Genomic DNA, 22217 nt, shown 5'->3' on the forward strand with positions numbered 1-22217 from the left:
ATTGTTTGGTACCTGTAAAGATATAACATTTTTCCAATTGACCGGCTGATTCTGAATTGTATGTAGCCCTATAACATTATTCTTAAATCAATTCAAAACAGTTTCTTATCTTCCAATATTTCTTCTAAATTTTTATCCGTCAATCTTTTCTGTAATTGGAATAGCATATTATCTGAAAAATCATCTAAAGCAGACACATATTGAATTGCATTATCAATATCTTGCAAACTAGAAATCATTTTTGGCAATTCAACAAGCTTATATTTCTCTTTCATACTTATTGATTTCATTTAAATCTATAATTACCACATGCTATCCATGCAAATATAAGAAAAGTTTTCGGATTCCATTCCTAAAACTTTTGTTTTTCCATTAGTTTTAGGAATGAAATCCGAAAACTTCAGCAAATACCTCAAAAAAGTATTCAAGCTTTTACCTACAATTGGGATAAATACCGGTTCGCTTCTTCAAGGTTGAAATAATTGGCATCCCAAGTCTCGTCCTCTTCCAGCCCCAGCCATTCGCGCATCTCTTGAGCCTCCTCCGACTCCGGATCTTCACGAAACAATGCCTTCAGATATTCATAGCCGCCCACGCCCCCGCAATCTTCCGGCGGACAAGTCCCTTTACCTGCCAAGCAACGAGGATGCAAAAGAACCTCATCGGATACAAGTTCCAATTTGATAATATGCATCCAATCATCCCCAAAATCATACCAATAAACCAAACTCTTTGAAGTATCTTTCCCAAAATAAGCACGCAATTTTACTTTACTGGCATCTTTTGTAGGGATAGAATAATCATCCATTTCATTCGGTTCGGATATGCGGAAAGAACCGCCATAAACTTCTTCGGAAAACGAATACAAATGCACGTTTTCCCACCCAAACACTTCTTGAATCAAGAAATGAAATTGTTGGAAAGTAAACGTATCCGGCACCAATACCCGCCGCCACACAGGCGGTTTGGTTATGCCCTTAATCTGAATTTTGAATTGGTAAGTCATGGTTCTGGTATTTATAATTAATATTCTGACATAGCTTTATTTCCTTCCATATTCTGGCTCCGGCTCCGCAGCTATAGCTGAAACTTCTTCAGGCAATTCATAACGGACAATGGAACGGTCTTTCAGATAAATATGATTCAAGGTGTACGCCAAGGACTCCAACGTCTTTTCACGCACAGCCGACTTCAGTTCACATTCCCATACCGTAATGCAATGCCACCCCATCTTCGCCAGTTCACGCTGCTCCCGCTTGTCCCGCTCCTTGTTCCGCTCTATCTTCGCTTGCCAATATGCAACATTCGTCCGAGGCAAATGCGAATACCTGCATCCTTCATGCCCGTGCCAAAAACAACCGTTGACAAAGACAACCGTCCGGTATTTCCGCAACACAATATCAGGATGTCCGGGCAACCGGGGATGATTCAGCCTGTATCTGAATCCGCGTGAAAACAGATACTTCCTGACTATCATCTCCGGCTTGGTATCCTTACCCCGGATAGCAGCCATACACCGATGCCGTTGTTCTTTGGTTAGCTTGTCCATCACATATCATTTCTGTGCCGAAAGTTACATCAAATCCGGCAAGATAACAAAACAATAAACCGAAAAGCGGCATTATTCGAATGTTTTTTATATTTTTGTTGTATCATTACCCTAAGAAACAATAGGTATGCAGGTTTTAAAACCTCAGATTCTCAAAATCTAAAAAAGATATAAATTTATCACAACAAACCCATGACAAAAGAAAATGCCACACAAAAAAAGAATAATAAACACGACTTTTTAGTCATGTGCAAGCCTATTCATTTAAAGATACAATCCGTATTTGATTATCTGAATAACAGCCCGAATAAACTTTTAGATTTTAATGAACTACCTGATAAAGAAAAAGATATTTATAGTCCATTATTAAAAGCGTTCATCAATGAAATTAAACGCCAATATGCAAGACAGAAAAATCTTCCTAAAAAGTTAGTCAAACACCTGTTAGGCAAATATGATTTTTATAAGATTATCTACATTGATAAAGAACAGAATACACAAATCCGATCTTACAATTTACACGCCACATTTGGAACCGTAAACCAAGCGCAAGAGACTGCTATAATCATCCCCACTGCGTCTTTACCAACTCGTTTTATCCATTTAGATTTCGTACCGAACAATCCAAACACTATCGAACTTTATATGAACAAAGGATGGCAATTCATCTTCCGCATTCATAACACAAAAAACAGTATTAAGCCATCACTGGTATTTGATATAGAACTAATAGGCATACCTATAACCCTTACTACTTCAACTTGTTTGGGAAATAAACACTTAGCGTTATAATCTCCTGCGTTTTTCATCCAACGGTTCAGCTCCTTTACACTGTTCCGTCATACATTTTAAAGACATATTCGACAGATATGATTTCACCGGGCTGCATCTTCGTGCGGTAAAGCATTTCTATCAAAAAATTATCATACATCACACTATCATCCCATACATTCCTTAATAAATAGTTTCGAAAAAAGCAATCTAAATTCGACAAATTGATTAATTTTGCAGTACTTCATATTGCCAATAATTACAACAAGTTTTTTACAAAACCATAAAACCAAATGAATACAGAATTAATTAAAAAAGCTTTAATCGAAGCATACCGTTTATTGCAAAATGAAATGGAAAGCCTCTGCTATAATAATTTAGAAAAAGAATACCAAAATGTATTATCCCAATTGGATCAAGCAATAAATGAAATAAACAAAGAAAGCATTCAATAATACTATTAATCAAAATATTATGGGAACAAATTATGAAAAATACTTTTGGAATATCCAATCAGATTTTTATCATTATATGATTACTTATGGTGGAATAACCCCAAAAACAAGTTCTGATTATGTCACAAGATTAAAATACCTTTCCTCTTTCTATCGAATAGACGAAACTCTTACTGAAGAAGATATTGAATATATTTTGCAACAAGAAAACACTCGTAGATTACAACGTACCAAGTATACCACACCAAAGGCTATAACAGATTTCAAATCTGGCTTACGTAAGTTCCTCAACTTTTTAAAATCTGATTATCGAAAACAATATGAAAACAGTATTTTATATGAAATCGAGAATATAAACATCAATAAAAAACTAACAACAACAGAAAAAGAAGCACTAATTCAATCAAGGATAGGACAAGGAATATTTCGCAAAAGCCTAATAAAATTTTGGCAAGGATGCGCTATTAGCCACTGCTCCATGACCGATATCTTAGTAGCTTCTCACATAAAACCTTGGAAAGATGCAACAAACCATGAGCGGTTAGACATCTTCAACGGTTTATTGCTTTTACCCAATTATGACAAACTATTCGATTTAGGATATATGACATTTACTCCCCAAAAAGGCAAGGCTGTCTATTCGAAACTCCTATCTTCCGAAGATCGTCATATATTAGGATTAACAGACTCTTTATCTCTTTCTCAAATAACCAAAGAACATAAGACTTATTTAACTTATCACAATGAATACTGTTTCATGGGATAACTTTTGTCCTCCGGAGCAAGTACACAGACAGATAAAAGAACTCTTGCGAGAATATAACGGAAAGAAACAGAAGACATTGGAGGATATCATCGACTTTCATGTCCGTTTCGAACGCATCCATCCGTTCCAAGACGGAAACGGACGTGTGGGAAGACTTATCCTGTTTAAAGAATGCCTTGCCAATAATGAAGTCCCGTTTATTATCACCGATGAACTAAAGATGTTCTATTACCGGAGATTAAGCCAGTGGGGACATATAAACGGCTATTTGACAGACACTTGCCTAACGGCACAAGACCAATACAAAGCGTTATTGGACTATTTCCGCATCCCATACTAAAGAAGTTGCCCCAATAGCACTCCGCATCCACTTTTCCATTTTCTCCCCCAAACACTTGCTTTCGCCTTGGGATTGTATTATCTTTACGGACGGATTGGTTTTATGTTCCATGGGCTGGAATGTATATTCCACGCCATGGAACGTATATTCCAGCCCATGGAATGTACGTTCCGCGCCGTGGAATATAAAACTAATCCTACCATAAACCGATTATAAACCTTTATTTATTACTTTATCATGGATGCTCTTTATGATTTCTTGCCTGTGCCCTCGGCAAATTCGGAGGAAAAACCTCCACGCCTTTACCCTAAAATTGTATCGAAAGGGACGGTTACGTTTGAAAAGCTGACCGAAAAAATCGCAAACCATTCGGGACTGAGCAAGGGGACTATCCTTGCCGTAATGGACGAGATAGAATACTGGACCGCACATCTTCTTTCGGACGGATACCGGGTGCAGATAGGGAATATCGGCACGGCTTCGGTCTCGCTCAAAGCTAATACCGAGGTGTATGACCCTTCGGACATACATGCCCAGTCCATCCAGTTCGGCAAAATACGGCTCACGGCTTCGAAGAAATTCGCAAAACAATGCTATGGGAACGTGCTCCGTGCACCTGCCGGGCAAAAAATCCAACGGAATCCGAAGGCGTATTCAGAAGAGGAAAGGCTGAACCTCCTCCTATCGTATTTGGAAGACCATGTATATATCACCCTGAAAACATACGGCGAGCTGACCGGACTTCCCAAAACCACCGCCTGGCGTGACCTGAATAAGTGGGTGAAGGCAGATGTAATTGACATCGAAGGGCGCGCGCCTCACCGGGTGTATGTGAAGCATCCGTGAAAAAACGCTTTTAGCCCTACCGTCCGCATGTCGTAGCCGTATCAATGCATTTTATTCTCAACATTTTCTATTTAGAAAAAGAATCACTATTTTTGCAACCTGATAAGTGTAAAAACAAGAAAGCGTTATGACTGAAATGAATACAACGGAAAGTTCAGAAAAGAAAAGCCTGAACTTCATTGAACAGATTGTAGAGAAAGACTTGAAAGAAGGCAAGAACGGGGGACGGATTCAAACCCGTTTCCCGCCCGAACCGAACGGATACTTACATATAGGCCATGCCAAAGCCATCTGCATGGACTTCGGCATCGCCAAGAAATACGGAGGCGTGTGCAACCTGCGCTTCGACGATACGAACCCTACGAAGGAAGACGTGGAATACGTAGAGTCTATCAAGGAGGACATCCAATGGCTGGGCTTCCAATGGGGCAATGAATATTACGCTTCGGATTATTTCCAGCAATTGTGGGACTTCGCTATCCGCCTCATCAAGGAAGGAAAGGCGTATGTGGACGAACAGACTTCGGAAGAGATAGCGGCACAAAAGGGTACGCCTACCCAGCCGGGTACGGAAAGCCCATACCGCAACCGTCCCGTGGAAGAAAGCCTCGAACTTTTCCAAAAGATGAACGCGGGCGAGATAGAGGAAGGCAAAATGGTGCTCCGTGCCAAGATTGACATGGCAAGCCCGAACATGCACTTCCGCGACCCGATTATCTACCGCGTGGTGAAAACTCCGCATCACCGTACGGGCGATACATGGAAAGCCTACCCGATGTATGACTTCGCCCACGGGCAAAGCGATTATTTCGAAGGAGTGACCCACTCGCTCTGCACGCTGGAGTTTGTGCCCCACCGCCCCTTGTACGACCTGTTCGTAGACTGGGTGAAAGAAGGCAAGGACCTGGACGATAACCGCCCGCACCAATACGAGTTTAACAAATTGAACTTGAGCTACATCTTGCTGAGCAAGCGCAACCTGCTGATATTGGTGAAAGAAGGATTGGTAAACGGATGGGACGACCCTCGTATGCCGACCTTGTGCGGATTCCGCCGGAGAGGCTATTCGCCCGAATCTATCCATAAATTCGTAGATAAAATCGGATATACCACCTACGATGCGCTGAACGATTTCGCCCTGCTGGAAAGCGCGGTACGCGAAGACCTCAACGCTCGCTCCACCCGTGTGTCGGCAGTGCTGAATCCGGTGAAGCTCATCCTGACCAACTATCCCGAAGGACAGGTGGAAGAAATGGAAGCCATCAACAATCCCGAAGACCCGAACTCGCCTACCCATACCATCGAGTTCAGCCGCGAACTCTGGATAGAGCGCGAAGACTTTATGGAGAACGCGCCGAAGAAATACTTCCGCATGACGCCGGGACAGGAAGTGCGCCTGAAGAACGCGTACATCGTGAAATGCACCGGATGCAAGAAAGACGAGAACGGAAATGTCACCGAAGTATATGCCGAATACGACCCGCACACCAAGAGCGGAATGCCCGAAGCCAACCGCAAGGTGAAAGGCACCCTGCACTGGGTGAGCTGCAACCATTGCCTGAAGGCGGAAGTGCGCCTGTACGACCGCTTATGGAAGGTGGAGAACCCGCGCGACGCGATGGCGGCTATCCGCGAAGAGAAAAACTGCTCGGCACTGGAAGCCATGAAAGAGATGATTAATCCCGACTCGCTGAAGGTGTTGGACGAATGCTACGTGGAGAAGTACCTTGCCGGTGCCAAACCGCTCGATTACCTCCAGTTCCAACGCATCGGATATTTTACGGTAGATAAAGACTCTACGGCTGGCCACCTTATCTTCAACCGTACCGTATCGTTGAAAGATACATGGAGTAAGATTAGCCAAAAATAAAAGAGGTCATCTCAAAATAAAAATTAGCTTTTATTTTGTCATCCTGAACGTAGTGAAGGATCTCGAATACACAAGCTGACGCATACGAGATCCTTCGCCTTGCTCAGGATGACATTACATTTGATAATCTGATTTTATCTCGAAATACCTCATACTTTTGATTCTATATCTAAAAACAAACCCAAACACAACATGCAAGAAGACCCCTCTTCTGTTTTCAACCAACCGGAATTCAAGGCATCGCTCGCCAAATACGAACAAATGATGCAAGACGGCATCCGTGTCTATTTCGAAGCCGAAGAACTGACATTGATAGCTGAATATTATGCCAGTATAGGCGACCCTACCAGTTCGGAAGAAGCCATCGACTATGCATTAAGCATACATCCGGAAAACCTGGATGTACAAATCTTCAAATGCCACTCCTTATTCAGCCGCAAGAAAATACAAGAAGCCCAGCAATTATTATACTCCTTACCCGACCAGAACGATTACGAAGTCAAGCTATTGTATATTGAGCTGGCACTCATACAAAACGATACCGGAAAAGCAAAACGCTTATTCGAACAATGCTACGAAGATTATCCGCACATCGAAACATCGCTCGATATCGCCCAACTATACATGGACTATCAAATGAAAAGCGAGGCTTATCCGTGGTTGCTGAAAGCATACAAGGAAGACCCTGAGAATCCGGAAACCATCGAACTGATGGCTTCTTTCCAATATGCGTCCGAAAACTTCGATGAAGCCGTCAAGCTCTTCAACCGCATACTGGACGAATTTCCTTATAACGTGGATGCGTGGCTGAACTTAGCCCGGTGCCACATCCGGATGAACCAAATAGAACAGGCTTTCGAAGCGCTCGACTTTGCGCTTGCCATTGACGACACCAATCTGATTGCATGGGAATTGAAAGCCCATTGCTATCTGGAACAAGGCGAAACGGAAGAAGCTTTCAAGTGTTTCGATTATATCGAGTCGCACACCAAAGACAAAGGATATATATGGAACGTGCTGATGTATGTACATTTCGATTTAGGCAATTTCGAGCAAGTGCTGGAATATAGCAAGAAGTTGCTTGAGCAATATCCTATGCCGGAAAATGAATTCGACTGGGCGGAGATATGCTATCGCCGTGCCTTGGCATGTATCTACCTCAACCTGGCCGATGAATGCGCCAAGGCGATTATAATGGGCTTGGCTTTCAACAATCACGACTATCGGCTCTATCTGGTTAAAGGGGAATTGCATCTGATGTATGAAGAAATGGAGAAAGCCCGTAAAAACTTCAAGTATGCCATGCAGTTCAGTCCTACCCCTAAAGAAGCACTTGTCGGCATCGCTTATGCGTTCTTCCGCACGTCTTATTTCGACAAAGCATTGGAAACATATCAAGAATTGGAGCAGGATTATCCCGCTGAAGCCCCTTTCTTCTATTACTTCATTGCTTTTTGCCATTTCCGTCTCAACCAACAGGAAAAGATGTTCAAGTATCTGGTACGCGGGGCAGTTTACATGCCCGAACTCTTAACAAACAACAAGAAAGAATTCCCGACCGGAGAAGACGAAGCATTTTTCAAACTGGCTTTTGAAATCATCAGGCAAATACAACAAGGGAAGTTAGACCCTTCCCCTTATTTAGATGAAAACAAATAAAATCGAAAGCAAACATAAACTTTTTCTGATAAATATTTGGAAAATCCGAATAAATGCTTTACATTTGCGAAGTAATAAAAACGAGAAGACATGAGAAATTGCACTACACATCGCCATCATCATTACCTGACGTAAACATACGGTGGGCTGAAGGGTCGTGTAAATTTCTTTATAAGATAATAAGGCTTGCCGTAAATGCGGTAAGCCTTTTTTATTTCAGGAATCATAAAAAAAACGATATACAATTATGTTAAGAATTGCCGTACAATCAAAGGGCCGCCTGTTCGAGGACACCATGGCCCTGTTAAGCGAAGCAGACATCAAAATCTCTACTTCCAAGCGCACCTTGCTTACCCAAGCAAGCAACTTCCCTGTAGAAGTACTCTTCCTCCGCGACGATGACATTCCGCAAACCATAGCCAGCGGAGTAGCCGACATCGGCATCGTAGGCGAAAACGAGTTTGTAGAACGAAACGAGAAAGCCGACATCATCTACCGCCTCGGATTCAGCAAATGCCGCCTCTCGTTAGCAATACACAAGGAAGAGCCTTACGAAGGACTTTCGTGGTTCGAGGGCAAGAAGATAGCCACGTCTTATCCGGGCATCCTCCGGAGCTTCTTGGATAAAAACAACATCAAGGCGGATATCCATGTCATCACGGGGTCGGTAGAGATTGCGCCGGGCATCGGACTTGCCGACGCTATCTTTGACATCGTAAGCTCCGGCTCTACCCTCATCAGCAACAACCTGAAAGAGGTGGAAGTAGTGATGAAGAGCGAAGCGGTGCTTATCGGCTATCCGGGACTTTCGGAAGAGAAAAAAGAGATTCTCGAACAACTCTTGTTCCGCATCGAAGCCGTAAAAGCCGCCGAAGACAAGAAATATGTATTGATGAACGCACCTACCGATAAGGTGCAGGAAATCATCGAAGTGCTTCCCGGCATCAAGAGCCCGACCATTATGCCCCTTGCCACCGAAGGCTGGAGCAGTGTACACACCGTGCTCGACCAAAAATGTTTCTGGGAAATCATCGGAAAGCTGAAAGCGCTCGGCGCGCAAGGCATCTTGGTATTACCCATCGAAAAAATGATTTTGTAAATACAAACCACCATGAACATCATCCGTTATCCTGAACGTGCCAAATGGAGCGACCTGCTGAAACGCTCGGCACTGCATACCGAAGACATACGCCTTGCCGTAAAGGAAATCATCGGCAAAGTACGCGCGGAAGGCGACCGTGCCATCTACGAATACGAAGAGAAGTTTGATAAGGTAAAGCTAAGCTCGCTGCTCGTGACCCCGGAAGAATTCGATGAAGCCGGAAAAGCCATCGGGAGCGAACTGAAGGAAGCCATCCTGCGTGCGTTGGAAAACATCCGTACGTTCCATGCCGCACAAAAATTCGAAGGCAAGAAAGTGGAAACCGTTCCGGGAGTGACCTGCTGGCAAAAAGCGGTTCCCATCGAAAAGGTAGGCCTTTACATTCCGGGCGGGACGGCTCCCCTGTTCTCTACCGTCCTGATGCTTGCCGTTCCGGCACAAATAGCCGGATGCAAGGAAATCGTGCTCTGCTCGCCCCCCAACCGCGAAGGCAAGATACACCCTGCCATCCTGTTTGCGGCACAGGCGTCGGGCGTAAAGAAAGTATTCAAGACCGGAGGTGTGCAAGCCATCGCCGCCATGGCATACGGAACGGAGAGCGTGCCCAAGGTATATAAGATATTCGGTCCGGGCAACCAATACGTCACCATAGCCAAGCAAGAAGTGTCCTTGCGAGATGTAGCCATCGACATGCCCGCCGGCCCTTCGGAAGTAGCGGTGCTTGCCGACGAAACCGCCAATCCGATATTCGTGGCATCCGACCTCCTTTCGCAAGCCGAACACGGAGTGGACAGCCAAGCCATCCTGATTACCACATCCGAGACCTTGCTACGCGAAACCCAAGCTGAAGTGGAACGCCAACTTGCCGTGCTCCCGCGTAAAACCATTACCGAGCAATCGTTGAAATCGAGCAAGCTAATAGTAGTAAAGAACATCGACGAAGCCCTCGACATGGTGAACGAATACGCTCCCGAACACCTGATTATCGAAACCCGTGACTATCGGGATATAGCCGAGCGGGTCGTCAATGCCGGTTCGGTATTCATGGGTCCGTATGCGCCCGAAAGTGCTGGCGATTATGCTTCGGGCACCAACCATACCCTCCCCACCAACGGATATGCCAAAGCGTATAGCGGAGTAAGCCTGGATAGCTTCATCCGAAAGATTACCTTCCAGGAAATCACCCGTGAAGGCATCCGCACCTTGGGACCGACCATCCAAACAATGGCGGAAAACGAACAACTCGACGCACATAAGAATGCCGTGACGGTACGGCTTTTATAGGAGTTAAAGGAAGTTATTTCAGGTAGTTAAAGGGAGTTAGAAGCCAATGCAACAAGACTATTGGCATTTAACTCCTGCCGAAGGCATAACTCCTTTTAACTTCCCAAAATAACTCCTATTAAATATAATAAAGATACACCCATGAAACCATTAAAAGAATTGACCCGACCGAACATTTGGGCACTGAAGCCCTATTCTTCGGCACGCGATGAATATAGCGGAAAGACGGCATCGGTGTTCCTCGATGCCAACGAGAACCCGTATAATACCCCCAACAACCGCTATCCCGACCCGCTCCAAAAAGAGCTGAAAGCCTTGATAGCACCCGTCAAGAAGGTAAACCCCGAACAAATCTTCTTGGGAAACGGAAGCGATGAAGCCATCGACCTTCTCTTCCGTGCCTTTTGCCGTCCGGAGGTGGACAATGTAGTGGCTATCCATCCCACCTACGGCATGTACGAAGTATGCGCCGACATCAACGACGTGGAATACCGCAAAGTGTTGCTCGACGGGAACTTCCAGTTTAAGGCGGAAGATTTGCTCAAGGCTTCGGACGAGAACACCAAGCTGATGTTCCTCTGCTCGCCCAACAACCCTACGGGAAACAACCTCGATGCCAAGGAAATCATCGCCTTGCTACAAGCGTTTCAAGGCATTGTCGTCATCGACGAAGCCTACATCGACTTCTCCAGCCAGCCTTCGTTTATAGGCATCCTTGACGAATATCCCAACCTCATCATCCTCCAAACATTCTCGAAAGCGTGGGGATGCGCCGCTATCCGCTTAGGCATGGCATTCGCTTCGCCCGACATCATCGGCATATTCACCAAAATCAAATATCCGTACAACATCAACCTCCTCACCCAGCAAGAAGCCCTGCGCATGATGCAACGCCATTACGAAGTGCAACGCTGGGTAAGCACCCTGTTAGAAGAACGCGCGCGCCTGATGGAAGCTTTCGCCCGACTCTCGTGTTGCAAGAAGGTATTCCCCACCGATGCCAATTTCTTCCTGACCCGCGTGACCCATGCGAAAGCCATCTACGATTACTTAGTAGACCAAGGCATCATCGTGCGAAACCGTTCCAACGTCACGCTTTGCGAAGATTGCCTCCGCATCACCGTTGGCACCCGTCCTGAAAACGACACCTTACTGGAAGCATTGAGAAACTATACCGAATAATGATTTATCACCACAGATTACACAGATTTCATTAATTGATAATGAACAATTAATAGTTAATAACGACCGAGAAAACACCTACAGTTATTCATTATTCACTCTTAATTATTAATTAATAAAATCTGTGTAATCTGTGGTGAAAAAACAAAGAAGCAGCATGAAAAAGAAAGTCCTGTTTATCGACCGCGACGGAACACTCGTGATTGAACCTCCCGTCGACTACCAGCTCGATTCGTTCGAGAAACTGGAATTCTATCCGAAAGTGTTCCGCAACCTGCATTTTATCCACACCCGCCTCGACTTCGAACTCGTGATGGTGACCAATCAAGACGGGCTGGGCACGGCTTCGTTCCCCGAAGACACCTTTTGGCCCGTGCACAACCTGATGCTGAAGAGCTTCGCCGGCGAAGGCATCACCTTCGACGACATCTGCATCGACCGCTCCTTCCCCGAAGACAATGCGCCCACACGCAAGCCGCGCACGGGAATGCTCACCCGCTATATCCATAACGAGGAATACGACCTTGCGGGGAGTTTTGTCATCGGAGACCGGGCTACCGACGTGGAACTTGCCAAGAACTTGGGATGCCGGGCTATCCTGTTGCAACCCGACACCTCGATACTAAAAGATACAGAACTGGAAAACGTGTGCGCCCTCGCCACGACCGACTGGGACCGCATTGCGGAATTCCTCTTTGCGGGAGAGCGTATCGCCGAAGTGCGACGCACCACGAAAGAAACCGACATCCATGTCCGCATCAACTTAGACGGAAACGGCACGTGCGACATATCTACGGGATTAGGCTTCTTCGACCACATGTTAGAACAAATAGGCAAACACGGAGGCATCGACCTGACCATCCGCGTGAAAGGGGATTTATACGTAGACGAACATCATACGATAGAAGATACCGCTATCGCCTTGGGCGAGTGCATCTATCAGGCGTTGGGAAGCAAGCGGGGCATCGAACGCTACGGATACTGCCTGCCCATGGACGATTGCCTGTGCCAAGTGGCGCTCGATTTCGGCGGACGCCCCTGGCTGGTATGGGACGCCTCGTTCCGCCGCGAGAAGATAGGCGAAATGCCCACCGAAATGTTCTTGCACTTCTTCAAGTCGCTGAGCGATTCCGCCCGCATGAACCTCAACATCCGTGCCGAAGGCGAAAACGAGCACCACAAGATAGAAGGCATCTTCAAAGCCCTCGCCCGAAGCCTCAAAATGGCTATCCGACGCGACATCTATCACTACGAAGTGCCCTCGAGCAAAGGAAGCCTGTAAGAATGAAAAATTTTTGAGAATGAAGAATCGCTCCACCCGCTTGAAATTCTTCATTGAAGCGTCAAATTTGGTCACTTTTACATTTTTCGCTATCTTTGCACACAAAACGCTGTAATCAAGTAAACTATATGAAGAATATCCGAAATTTCTGCATCATTGCCCATATCGACCATGGGAAATCCACACTTGCCGACCGCTTGTTGGAACATACCCAAACCATTAAAATTACGGAAGGACAGATGCTTGATGACATGGATTTGGAAAGGGAACGAGGTATAACCATCAAAAGCCATGCCATACAAATGGAGTATCTATACAACGGAGAAAAATACATTCTGAACTTAATCGATACTCCGGGTCACGTAGACTTTTCGTACGAAGTGTCCCGCTCCATTGCAGCCTGTGAAGGAGCTTTGTTGGTGGTAGACGCTTCGCAAGGGGTGCAGGCACAGACCATCTCTAATCTCTATATGGCATTGGAACACGATTTGGAAATCATTCCGGTTATGAACAAATGCGACATGGATAGTGCCATGCCCGATGAAGTGGAAGACGAAATCATCGACCTATTAGGATGCAAGCGGGAAGAGATTATCCGTGCATCCGGAAAGACCGGAATGGGGGTAGAAGAAATACTGAAAGCTGTAGTAGAGCGTATTCCTTGCCCTACGGGAGACGAGAATGCACCGCTTCAAGCCTTGATTTTCGACTCGGTATTCAATTCGTTCCGTGGTATCATCGCTTATTTCAAGGTAGAAAACGGTATTATCCGTACAGGAGACAAAGTGAAGTTCTTCAATACCGGAAAAGAATACGATGCCGATGAAGTAGGGGTGTTGAAAATGGATTTAGTACCCCGCAAAGAATTGCGTACCGGAGACGTAGGCTATATCATTTCAGGTATCAAGACCTCCCGTGAAGTGAAGGTCGGTGATACGATTACGCATATCGAACGTCCGTGTGAAAAAGCCATCGAAGGGTTTGAGGAAGTCAAGCCGATGGTCTTTGCCGGTGTATATCCCATCGAAGCGGAAGATTACGAGAATTTGCGTTCTTCATTAGAGAAACTTCAGTTGAATGACGCTTCTCTGACTTTCCAACCCGAATCGTCTTTGGCTTTGGGCTTCGGTTTCCGGTGCGGTTTCTTGGGGTTGCTCCACATGGAAATCATACAAGAACGGCTCGACCGTGAATTTAATATGAATGTTATTACTACTGTGCCCAACGTGTCTTATATGGTATATGATAAGCAGGGCGGGGTGCAGGAAGTTCATAATCCCGGCGGTATGCCCGAACCGACATTGATAGACCACATCGAAGAACCTTATATTGATGCGTCTATCATCACCACTACTGATTACATCGGTCCGATTATGACCCTTTGCTTGGGAAAACGCGGTGAATTGGTACGTCAAGACTATATTTCTGGGAATCGTGTGGAATTGCATTACAAGATGCCCTTGGGTGAAATTGTCATCGATTTCTACGACAAGTTGAAGAGTATTTCGAAAGGGTATGCTTCGTTTGATTATCATACATCGGGGTTCCGTCCTTCGAAATTAGTAAAGCTGGATATCCTATTGAACGGCGAACCGGTTGACGCTCTTTCTACCTTGACACATGTAGACAATGCATACGAATTAGGTCGTCGCATGTGTGAAAAATTGAAAGAACTCATTCCTCGGCAGCAATTCGAGATTGCGATTCAAGCTGCTATCGGTGCCAAGATTATTGCCCGCGAAACCATAAAAGCTGTGCGCAAGGACGTAACGGCAAAATGTTACGGAGGTGACGTAAGTCGTAAGCGTAAATTGCTTGAAAAACAAAAGCGGGGCAAGAAGCGCATGAAGCAAATCGGTACGGTAGAGGTGCCGCAGAAAGCCTTCCTTGCTGTATTGAAGTTAGACTAATTTTTAATAGAATCAATAAAACTTACCAATCAACAAGTAATGTCATTCTTCCTCCTCACGGTCGCTAGAATGACATTACTTTTCAATAACTGGCTTTCATCAAAAAACTCCCTTTTTATATCCGAAAACCAATTCGGGAAACCGGTGATTGGGATATCGATTTAAACCGGACGTATGCCGACTCTACATCTTCTTTTTTAATCAACCGGCAAGTTTCCCAATCAATCGGAAGTTCATGAGAAAGAACCCGATTTGCCATAGCAGGAAAAATCCCATGGCAAACATATTGCTCTATCCAACGGGCATTACTGAAATTTTTTCCTTTCACATTAACCGTTTCACAAATAGTAGAATACAAATATTCCGCAGCTTCCCCTTCCAAAACATAATTCCCTTTCGCCAAAAGCTGCCGGGCTATCTGCATCAGCTCATCCGCCGAATAATCAGCAAACCGGAACACATGTGGGAATCTTCCTTTCAACCCCGGATTGGTATCCAACATTTGCAACATCTCCTGCTCATATCCAGCAAGAATGACAATCATATCTTGTTTAGGCTGAGCCAATACGGTAAGCAAACACTCAATGGCACGATAACCGAAATCTTTCTTTCCGTCACGATCTGCAGTTAATGTATAAGCTTCGTCTATAAACAAGACATTTCCTTGTGCCTGACTCAAGATAGCCTGCATATTCTTTTCTGTTTCCCCAATATACTGTCCGACTATCCGACTACGTTCTGTAACAATTACCTCACCTTTTGAAAGCAGCCCCATAGCATGATAAATTTTCCCCATCATCTTTGCCACGGTTGTCTTTCCGGTTCCCGGACTACCGATAAAAACACAATGGTTTATCCCAGCCTCCTTATTCGGCAATCCTATCTGCTTGCGAAGCTGATTGAAGCGAACATGATTGAACGTTTCAGCCAAATGTCTTTTTATATCAACCAAACCGACCATAGCCTCCAGCTCTTTCATACATTGCCCGTAAGACAAGCCATCTTTTTCTGCCGTTTCATAACGGATATCTTCCGGTTCTATCGTGGCATAAACGGTTTGCCTTTCAGCTTCATCTACATTTGCTAAATTCAACACACGCTGTTGGAAATACGGAAAAACCGATTCTTGCAAAAAACGTTCTGCCTCTTCCTGTCCCCATTGGTTAAGTTCTCCCTTTCGATACAGAGTCATAATCAAGTCCGCCAAATACCGTTCAGCTTTGGGTGAAAAATAGAGCTGTTGATTTTCCAAACTTTTTTGTATGGTATGTGCCACATCAGAAGGAGTATAACAACCCAATTCAATTCGATTGCTTTTTGGAAAACTAGCCCTCAATGCCGGATAAATATCAAACAACTGAACAGCTTCCGCCTCTGTAGCCCGGATAAAAAACGTGCAATAACCCTCATCCAATTTCCGTTTCAAAAACCGGTAAATCGCTCTTCCATTTCCTCCCAACAAAGGGGCTATCCGAGTCAGGCAAACTATACCTTCCTTACATTTATCTAATGCATCTGGCATTTCCCCGCAAAGTTCAGCAGCATTTTTAGGCTCAGCCAAATATTCTATATCCAAATAATGGAAATCTTTCGGTTGGCAAAGCAAATACGCAAAGTGGTCTAAAACCTGTTGTGTCTCTGCCCTTTCCTCTCCAATAAATACATAATTCATATTTCGGGTTATTGGAAACAGTCCGTTATCTTCACGCAGACAATCAAATACTTGGGCTTGAAAACATTCCATAACTTTATGCTTTAGCGAAGCAAAGCCCATGACTCTCCGAAGCATACTCCAAGAAGAAAGATATTCTTTTCTCACTTCCAAGTAATTCATCAAGGCATAATCTGGAAGGTTTTTCTGGATATTTTCCCCATAACAAACAGCCTTCCCGTTACAATCCAATTCAAAAGATACTTTATAAAACGGTTCTCCGTTATGGGCTATCAGACAAAGATACCGGTCAGGCATCCACATAAACGGAGAATCGAAAACAAAGTCAATTTTCCGTTTTGCCGGGGAACCGTTTCTTTTCGTAACCGAAATCTTATCCATCAGGCAATAAGAATTGTCATAGCAATACGCCATAAACTCATCGTGCATATTCAAAGCTCTGGAAATACTCAGCGAAAGCATAAGTTTGCCTGACATGCCAACCGATTCTCCCGCTTCACGTTCCACTTCCATACTCCGGATGCGCGGATGAGAAACTTTTCCTCCGTCAGGCAAAAGCGAAAAACAAAACCGATAATTATTACCGATTTGTTCAAAACGAGTATCTGAAGGAACCGGAGCTAAATTATTCAACAAGATAAAATAATCTCCTGGGCACAAACCTCCTAGCAAATCAGACATATCTAGATAAATTCCGCTTTCATTGGGTTCATAACTTTCCTGAATCAAAGCCTTGCTTCTTCCTTTTTTATAGAGAAACACCTGAGCAAGTTCACCGTTACAAAAAGCCGCTTTTTCTATCTGGTCAAACATCAAATAGAAAAAAGCATCACTCCGGTACTTATGTAAGCTTGTCTTAAAATGAGTTGCCTCATCCAGCACATCCGTACCGTCTAAATTCAATTCGGCAGAACCGAATGTATATGCAGCAGGAAGAATCCCTTCCGGCATTTCATATTCTGTTTCCCCTTCCCGATAACAAATCATCGTTTCAGATGTTTTCACTACATCCGAATCAGAATGAGATGACAAAAATTCTTCTAAAGCTTTATCAAATTCGTGACCCGAAACCAACTCTTCTTTTTCTATATCATCAATCATAATTATAACTATTTTTTAAGTGAATAATAAACAAGAATAAAGCGCATATACAACTTAATTGCATACGCAAAAGAATACAAAAAATACATTTTGCTTAAAGACACAAATTACCCGAATATGTACAATAAATCAAAGAACACAACAAACGCTACTTTGCAACGCTCCTGCCTAAGCAAGAACCTCGTAAAGTGCTTCCACATTGTTTTTCTTTGATTATCGACATCATCTTTCTTGAATATTATGATTGATAGTAAAATCGAAAAGTCTTTAATTCTTTAAGATGTCACAAAGATACAACTCTTTTTAGAATTTTCAAAAAACAGACACAATTTATAGACAAAAAAATAAGAATGTTCGTAAACACTCTTACTAATCAAACAATTAAAGCTAAACCAAGTATAGAATTTACATAGTTGATAATTGATAGTTTAGCCGGCATATCAACTATAAACTATCAATTATCAACTGATAAAACGTTTACTGATGCTGCTCACGCAACAAGTCGTTTACGGTCTTTACCGGATTGAAGGTGCTGAGGGGCACTTCTACGAATACCGTGCTCCAGTCGCTCATCGAGCCGTTCCACAAGCCCGGAAGTTCGAGGGCTTTCAGGTCTTTTCCGTTCTTCGACTTGTAGGAGATGAAGCCTGTCGCCTTGTCTACATACGCCGTCAGGTTGAACTTATTGCCCTTGTAATCGCGTACGGCGCAAACCAAGTCTACCGGATTGAAGTGCGTGCCTTGTTCGAACATCGCTTTCTTTTCGGGGTCTTTCATGTCGATTTGCGAGCTTTCCAAGATTTGGAGCGATACGGTTCCGTCGGGGTTGTATGCCAAGAACGGTCCTCCGCCCGGTTCGCCCACGTTCTTCACCATGCCGCATACACGCATCGGACGGTTCAGCTTCTTGCGCAGGTAGATAACGAGGTCGGCGTCTTCCATATCCTTGATGTCTTCCTTGCGGCACCGCAATTGTTGCTGGACGAAACGGATGATGTTCTCCAGTTGTTCGTGGCTGTAATGCCCGCTATCCAACAATTCCAGGTAATCGAACGCTTGCTTCTGGAGAGTCACCAATACACCGGCGATGAGTTTCTTGTAAGTTACGGTGTCGGCTTTCAAACGGTCGGGGACCACGTTGTCGATGTTCTTGATAAACACGATGTCGGCGTCCAGGTCGTTCAGGTTTTCAATCAACGCTCCGTGTCCGCCCGGACGGAAGAGCAGCTTGCCCTTATCGTCACGGAAGGGCTTGTTTTCCATATCGGCGGCAATCGTGTCGGTGCTGGGTTTCTGCTCGGAGAACGAGATGTTGTATTCCACACCGTATTTTTGGGCATATTCGCTCACCTTGGCGTCAACTAACTTTTCGAAAAGCGCACGGTGTTCGGCAGATACGGTGAAATGCACATTTACCTTGCCTGTCTTTCCTGCGGCATAAAGCGCGCCTTCCACCAAATGTTCTTCTAACGGAGTGCGTACCCCGTCGGCATAGCGGTGAAACTTGAGCAAACCTTTCGGAAGCGAGCCGTAGTTCAGCCCTGCCGCTTCAAGCAAGTTCGAAACCACCGCCTTGTAGTTCTTTTCTTCCAACAAGGCATCAATGTTCTTGCCCGTATTGTCCATACAAGCCGCGTTCAAGTCGTTGTAGAAAGCGAAATTGTGAATATGGTCGAAGAATTTCTTTTCGAAATCAGTGGTAGGCACGTCATAATCCGCTCCTAAAAATTCGAACATATTCTTGAACATACGGCTCGCCGCTCCCGAAGCCGGAACGAACTTCACGATTTTCCGGTCGCCGTCCTTGTAAGCGTCCCATGCAGCCAAATACATTTTCTGCATCGCTTCGTCTGCCACCATAATGCCGTTGTTTTCTACGGATGCGGCTCCCGCCAAGCGCAAGAAAGGAAACCCTTTCTCAAAACAAGCCAACTGTTCTTCAATCTGTTTTTCGGAAATTCCTTTCTTTTCCAACAATTCTTTGTCTTCGCGTGTTAACATATATGATAAATTTAAGTAATGAATAATCCTTAACCGATTACACCCCAAAAATATAAAAAATCCGCAAATTATGCATGGATAATAAAGAAAAAAAGTAATTTTACGGTTAAATTTAAACATTATGGAAGAGCAAGCATTTTTCACACCGCAAGAACATAGCCAACTCCTCTCGCTCTACCGGCGTTTGTTGCGCCAATCGGGCGACACGTTGCAAAAAGAGGATTGCCATCACCTGAAGCAGCACCTCATCGGAGCCATGTCGGGAGGAACAATACCCCGCAACGCATTCGGGATGAACCCTATCATCAAGGACATGCAGACCGCCGTTATCGTGGCGGAAGAAATCGGCATGCGCCGGGCTTCCATCTTGGGCATCATGCTCCACGAATCGGTGAAATACCACTTATGTACATTAGAATCCGTCCAGCAGATGTATGGGGAAGACGTGGCGGGCATCATCCGCGGGCTGGTCAAGATAAACGAGCTTTACGAGAAAAACCCGACCATCGAATCGGAGAACTTCCGCAACCTGCTTCTTTCCTTTGCCGAAGACATGCGCGTCATCCTCATCATGATAGCCGACCGCGTGAACATCATGCGCCAAATCAAGGACAACCCCAACGAAGAGGCACGGCAGGAAGTGTCGAACGAAGCGGCTTACCTCTATGCCCCGTTGGCACACAAATTAGGGCTGTATAAGCTGAAATCGGAGTTGGAGGACTTATCCCTGAAATATACCCAACACGATGTGTATTACCACATCAAGGACAAGCTGAACGCCACCAAGGCGGCACGCGACCGCTACATCGAAGCCTTCATCGAGCCGGTGAAACGGAAGTTAGAGGAAAGCGGGCTGAAATTCCACATCAAGGGGCGTACCAAGTCTATCCATTCCATCTACCAAAAGATGAAAAAGCAGGGATGCCCTTTCGAAGGCGTGTATGACCTGTTTGCCATCCGCATCATCCTCGATTCACCTCTCGACAAGGAAAAGCAAGAATGCTGGCAGGTGTATTCCATCGTGACCGATATGTATCTGCCCAATCCCAAACGCCTCCGCGACTGGCTCTCTGTACCTAAAAGCAACGGATACGAGTCGCTCCATATCACCGTAATGGGTCCCGAAGGCAAATGGGTGGAAGTGCAGATACGCACCGAGCGCATGGACGAAATAGCCGAAAAAGGACTTGCCGCGCACTGGAGGTACAAAGGCATCAAGGGGGAAACCGGACTGGACGAATGGCTGAACTCCATCCGCGAGACCTTGGAGAACGCCGATGGAGACACCGAGACCATCGACCAGTTCAAGCTCGACCTCTACAAAGACGAGGTATTCGTGTTCAGCCCCAAAGGCGACCTCTACAAGTTGCCCCAAGGAGCTACCGTGCTCGATTTTGCCTTCGCCATCCATTCCAATTTGGGATGTCGGTGCGTGGGAGCCAAAGTGAACGGGCGCAACGTCCAACTCCGCCACACCTTGAATAGCGGAGACCAAGTGGAAATCATGACATCCGCCACCCAAACGCCCAAGCGTGACTGGCTGAACTTTGTCACCACTTCGAAGGCACGCACCAAGATACGCCAGGCACTGAAGGAATTAGTGGCACGGCAGACCGAATTTGCCCGCGAAACCTTAGAGCGCAAATTCAAGAACCGCAAGATAGACTATGACGAAGCCATCCTGATGCGCCTCATCAAGAAATCGGGTTTCAAGACCGTGACCGACTTCTACCAAAGCATTGCCAACGAAACCACCGACGTGAACACCCTGATAGACCGCTACGTGGAGATGCAAAAGCGGGAAACCGAACAGCACGAAGACGTGACGTACCGCAGTGCCGAAGGGTTCAACATGCAGCAAGCGCAAGAGGAAAAGAATCCCTACAAGGACGATGTATTGGTCATCGACCAGCACCTGAAAGGCATCGACTTCAAATTAGCACGGTGTTGCAACCCTATCTACGGCGATGAAGTGTTCGGCTTTGTCACCATATCGGGAGGCATCAAGATACACCGCTCGGACTGTCCCAACGCACCCGAACTGAAAGCCCGCTTCCCTTACCGCATCGTGCGTGCCCGCTGGGCAGGCAAGAGCCAGGGCAAACAATATCCGATTACGCTACGCATCGTGGGGCATGACGATATCGGCATCGTGACCAACATCACGTCCATCATCAATAAGGAAGACAACATCCTGCTCCGTTCCATCAGCATTGATTCGAACGACGGCCTTTTTTCGGGCATGCTTACGGTGATGATAGACGATACCGCCAAATTGGAAGCCCTTATCCGCAAGCTGAAGACCGTGAAAGGCGTAAAACAAGTGAGCCGCGGGTAATCAAAACGCAACGCACGACTCTGCTTCCACTAAATTGATTACATCATTGGCAAATTACAAACATTCATATTTTAAAGAGACGAAATGAA

General features: G+C 45.2%; 17 protein-coding genes and 1 pseudogene. 13 read left to right on the top strand and 5 right to left on the bottom strand.

Features of this window, described 5'->3' with window-relative positions; all coding sequences use genetic code 11:
• Positions 1-92: 92 nt before the first annotated feature.
• The 3 genes from B5F91_RS00005 to B5F91_RS00015 form a co-directional block, all read right to left on the bottom strand.
• On the bottom strand, positions 93-275 hold the full coding sequence (locus B5F91_RS00005) for a hypothetical protein (protein WP_144025028.1): 183 nt from the start codon (positions 273-275) through the stop codon (positions 93-95).
• 161 nt (positions 276-436) lie between these two features.
• Positions 437-1006 (bottom strand): plasmid pRiA4b ORF-3 family protein, encoded by a 570-nt coding sequence (locus tag B5F91_RS00010; RefSeq protein WP_087427084.1) that lies wholly within the window; start codon positions 1004-1006, stop codon positions 437-439.
• A gap of 36 nt (positions 1007-1042) precedes the next feature.
• Entirely contained in the window at positions 1043-1549 is a 507-nt protein-coding gene (locus B5F91_RS00015; RefSeq protein WP_087427085.1) for a very short patch repair endonuclease, read from the bottom strand.
• Positions 1550-1741: 192 nt separating this feature from the next.
• Between B5F91_RS00015 and B5F91_RS00020 the strand changes: the two genes are divergently transcribed.
• From B5F91_RS00020 to lepA, 12 genes and pseudogenes are all read left to right on the top strand, one after another.
• A complete protein-coding gene (locus tag B5F91_RS00020; RefSeq protein WP_087427086.1) occupies positions 1742-2341 on the top strand; it encodes a HaeIII family restriction endonuclease in 600 nt (199 codons plus the stop codon).
• A gap of 272 nt (positions 2342-2613) precedes the next feature.
• Positions 2614-2775 carry a hypothetical protein gene (locus B5F91_RS15075; RefSeq protein ID WP_158099867.1) on the top strand — a complete coding sequence of 54 codons (162 nt, stop codon included), beginning with the start codon at positions 2614-2616 and terminating at the stop codon, positions 2773-2775.
• Positions 2776-2794: 19 nt separating this feature from the next.
• The gene (locus B5F91_RS00025) at positions 2795-3541 is read left to right on the top strand and encodes an HNH endonuclease (protein ID WP_087427087.1); all 747 of its coding nucleotides are present in this window, start codon (positions 2795-2797) and stop codon (positions 3539-3541) included.
• A gap of 10 nt (positions 3542-3551) precedes the next feature.
• Positions 3552-3881 (top strand): annotated as a pseudogene (locus B5F91_RS00030) (Fic family protein); the annotation flags it as partial.
• Positions 3882-4118: 237 nt separating this feature from the next.
• A complete protein-coding gene (locus B5F91_RS00035; RefSeq protein WP_087427089.1) occupies positions 4119-4727 on the top strand; it encodes an HU family DNA-binding protein in 609 nt (202 codons plus the stop codon).
• Positions 4728-4854: 127 nt separating this feature from the next.
• The gene (locus B5F91_RS00040) at positions 4855-6597 is read left to right on the top strand and encodes a glutamine--tRNA ligase/YqeY domain fusion protein (RefSeq protein WP_087427090.1); all 1743 of its coding nucleotides are present in this window, start codon (positions 4855-4857) and stop codon (positions 6595-6597) included.
• A 192-nt stretch (positions 6598-6789) separates the two neighbouring features.
• On the top strand, positions 6790-8256 hold the full coding sequence (locus B5F91_RS00045; protein ID WP_087427091.1) for a tetratricopeptide repeat protein: 1467 nt from the start codon (positions 6790-6792) through the stop codon (positions 8254-8256).
• 247 nt (positions 8257-8503) lie between these two features.
• On the top strand, positions 8504-9355 hold the full coding sequence (hisG, locus tag B5F91_RS00050) for an ATP phosphoribosyltransferase (protein ID WP_087427092.1): 852 nt from the start codon (positions 8504-8506) through the stop codon (positions 9353-9355).
• Positions 9356-9367: 12 nt separating this feature from the next.
• Positions 9368-10642 (top strand): histidinol dehydrogenase, encoded by a 1275-nt coding sequence (gene hisD, locus B5F91_RS00055; protein ID WP_087427093.1) that lies wholly within the window; start codon positions 9368-9370, stop codon positions 10640-10642.
• A 141-nt stretch (positions 10643-10783) separates the two neighbouring features.
• Entirely contained in the window at positions 10784-11824 is a 1041-nt protein-coding gene (gene hisC, locus B5F91_RS00060; RefSeq protein WP_087427094.1) for a histidinol-phosphate transaminase, read from the top strand.
• 157 nt (positions 11825-11981) lie between these two features.
• On the top strand, positions 11982-13106 hold the full coding sequence (gene hisB, locus B5F91_RS00065) for a bifunctional histidinol-phosphatase/imidazoleglycerol-phosphate dehydratase HisB (RefSeq protein ID WP_087427095.1): 1125 nt from the start codon (positions 11982-11984) through the stop codon (positions 13104-13106).
• 128 nt (positions 13107-13234) lie between these two features.
• Positions 13235-15016 (top strand): translation elongation factor 4, encoded by a 1782-nt coding sequence (lepA, locus tag B5F91_RS00070; protein WP_087427096.1) that lies wholly within the window; start codon positions 13235-13237, stop codon positions 15014-15016.
• Positions 15017-15131: 115 nt separating this feature from the next.
• Here lepA and B5F91_RS00075 read toward each other — a convergent pair whose 3' ends face one another.
• The gene (locus B5F91_RS00075; protein ID WP_087427097.1) at positions 15132-17789 is read right to left on the bottom strand and encodes an AAA family ATPase; all 2658 of its coding nucleotides are present in this window, start codon (positions 17787-17789) and stop codon (positions 15132-15134) included.
• Positions 17790-18266: 477 nt separating this feature from the next.
• Positions 18267-19790, bottom strand: coding sequence for a DUF4301 family protein (locus B5F91_RS00080; protein WP_087427098.1), 1524 nt, complete (start codon positions 19788-19790; stop codon positions 18267-18269).
• Positions 19791-19911: 121 nt separating this feature from the next.
• On the opposite strand from B5F91_RS00080, the gene B5F91_RS00085 reads away from it, so the two are divergent.
• Entirely contained in the window at positions 19912-22128 is a 2217-nt protein-coding gene (locus B5F91_RS00085; RefSeq protein ID WP_087427099.1) for a RelA/SpoT family protein, read from the top strand.
• The last annotated feature ends 89 nt before the right edge of the window (positions 22129-22217 follow it).

The sequence above is a fragment of the Bacteroides sp. An322 genome (assembly GCF_002161765.1).
GTDB lineage: Bacteria > Bacteroidota > Bacteroidia > Bacteroidales > Bacteroidaceae > Phocaeicola > Phocaeicola merdavium.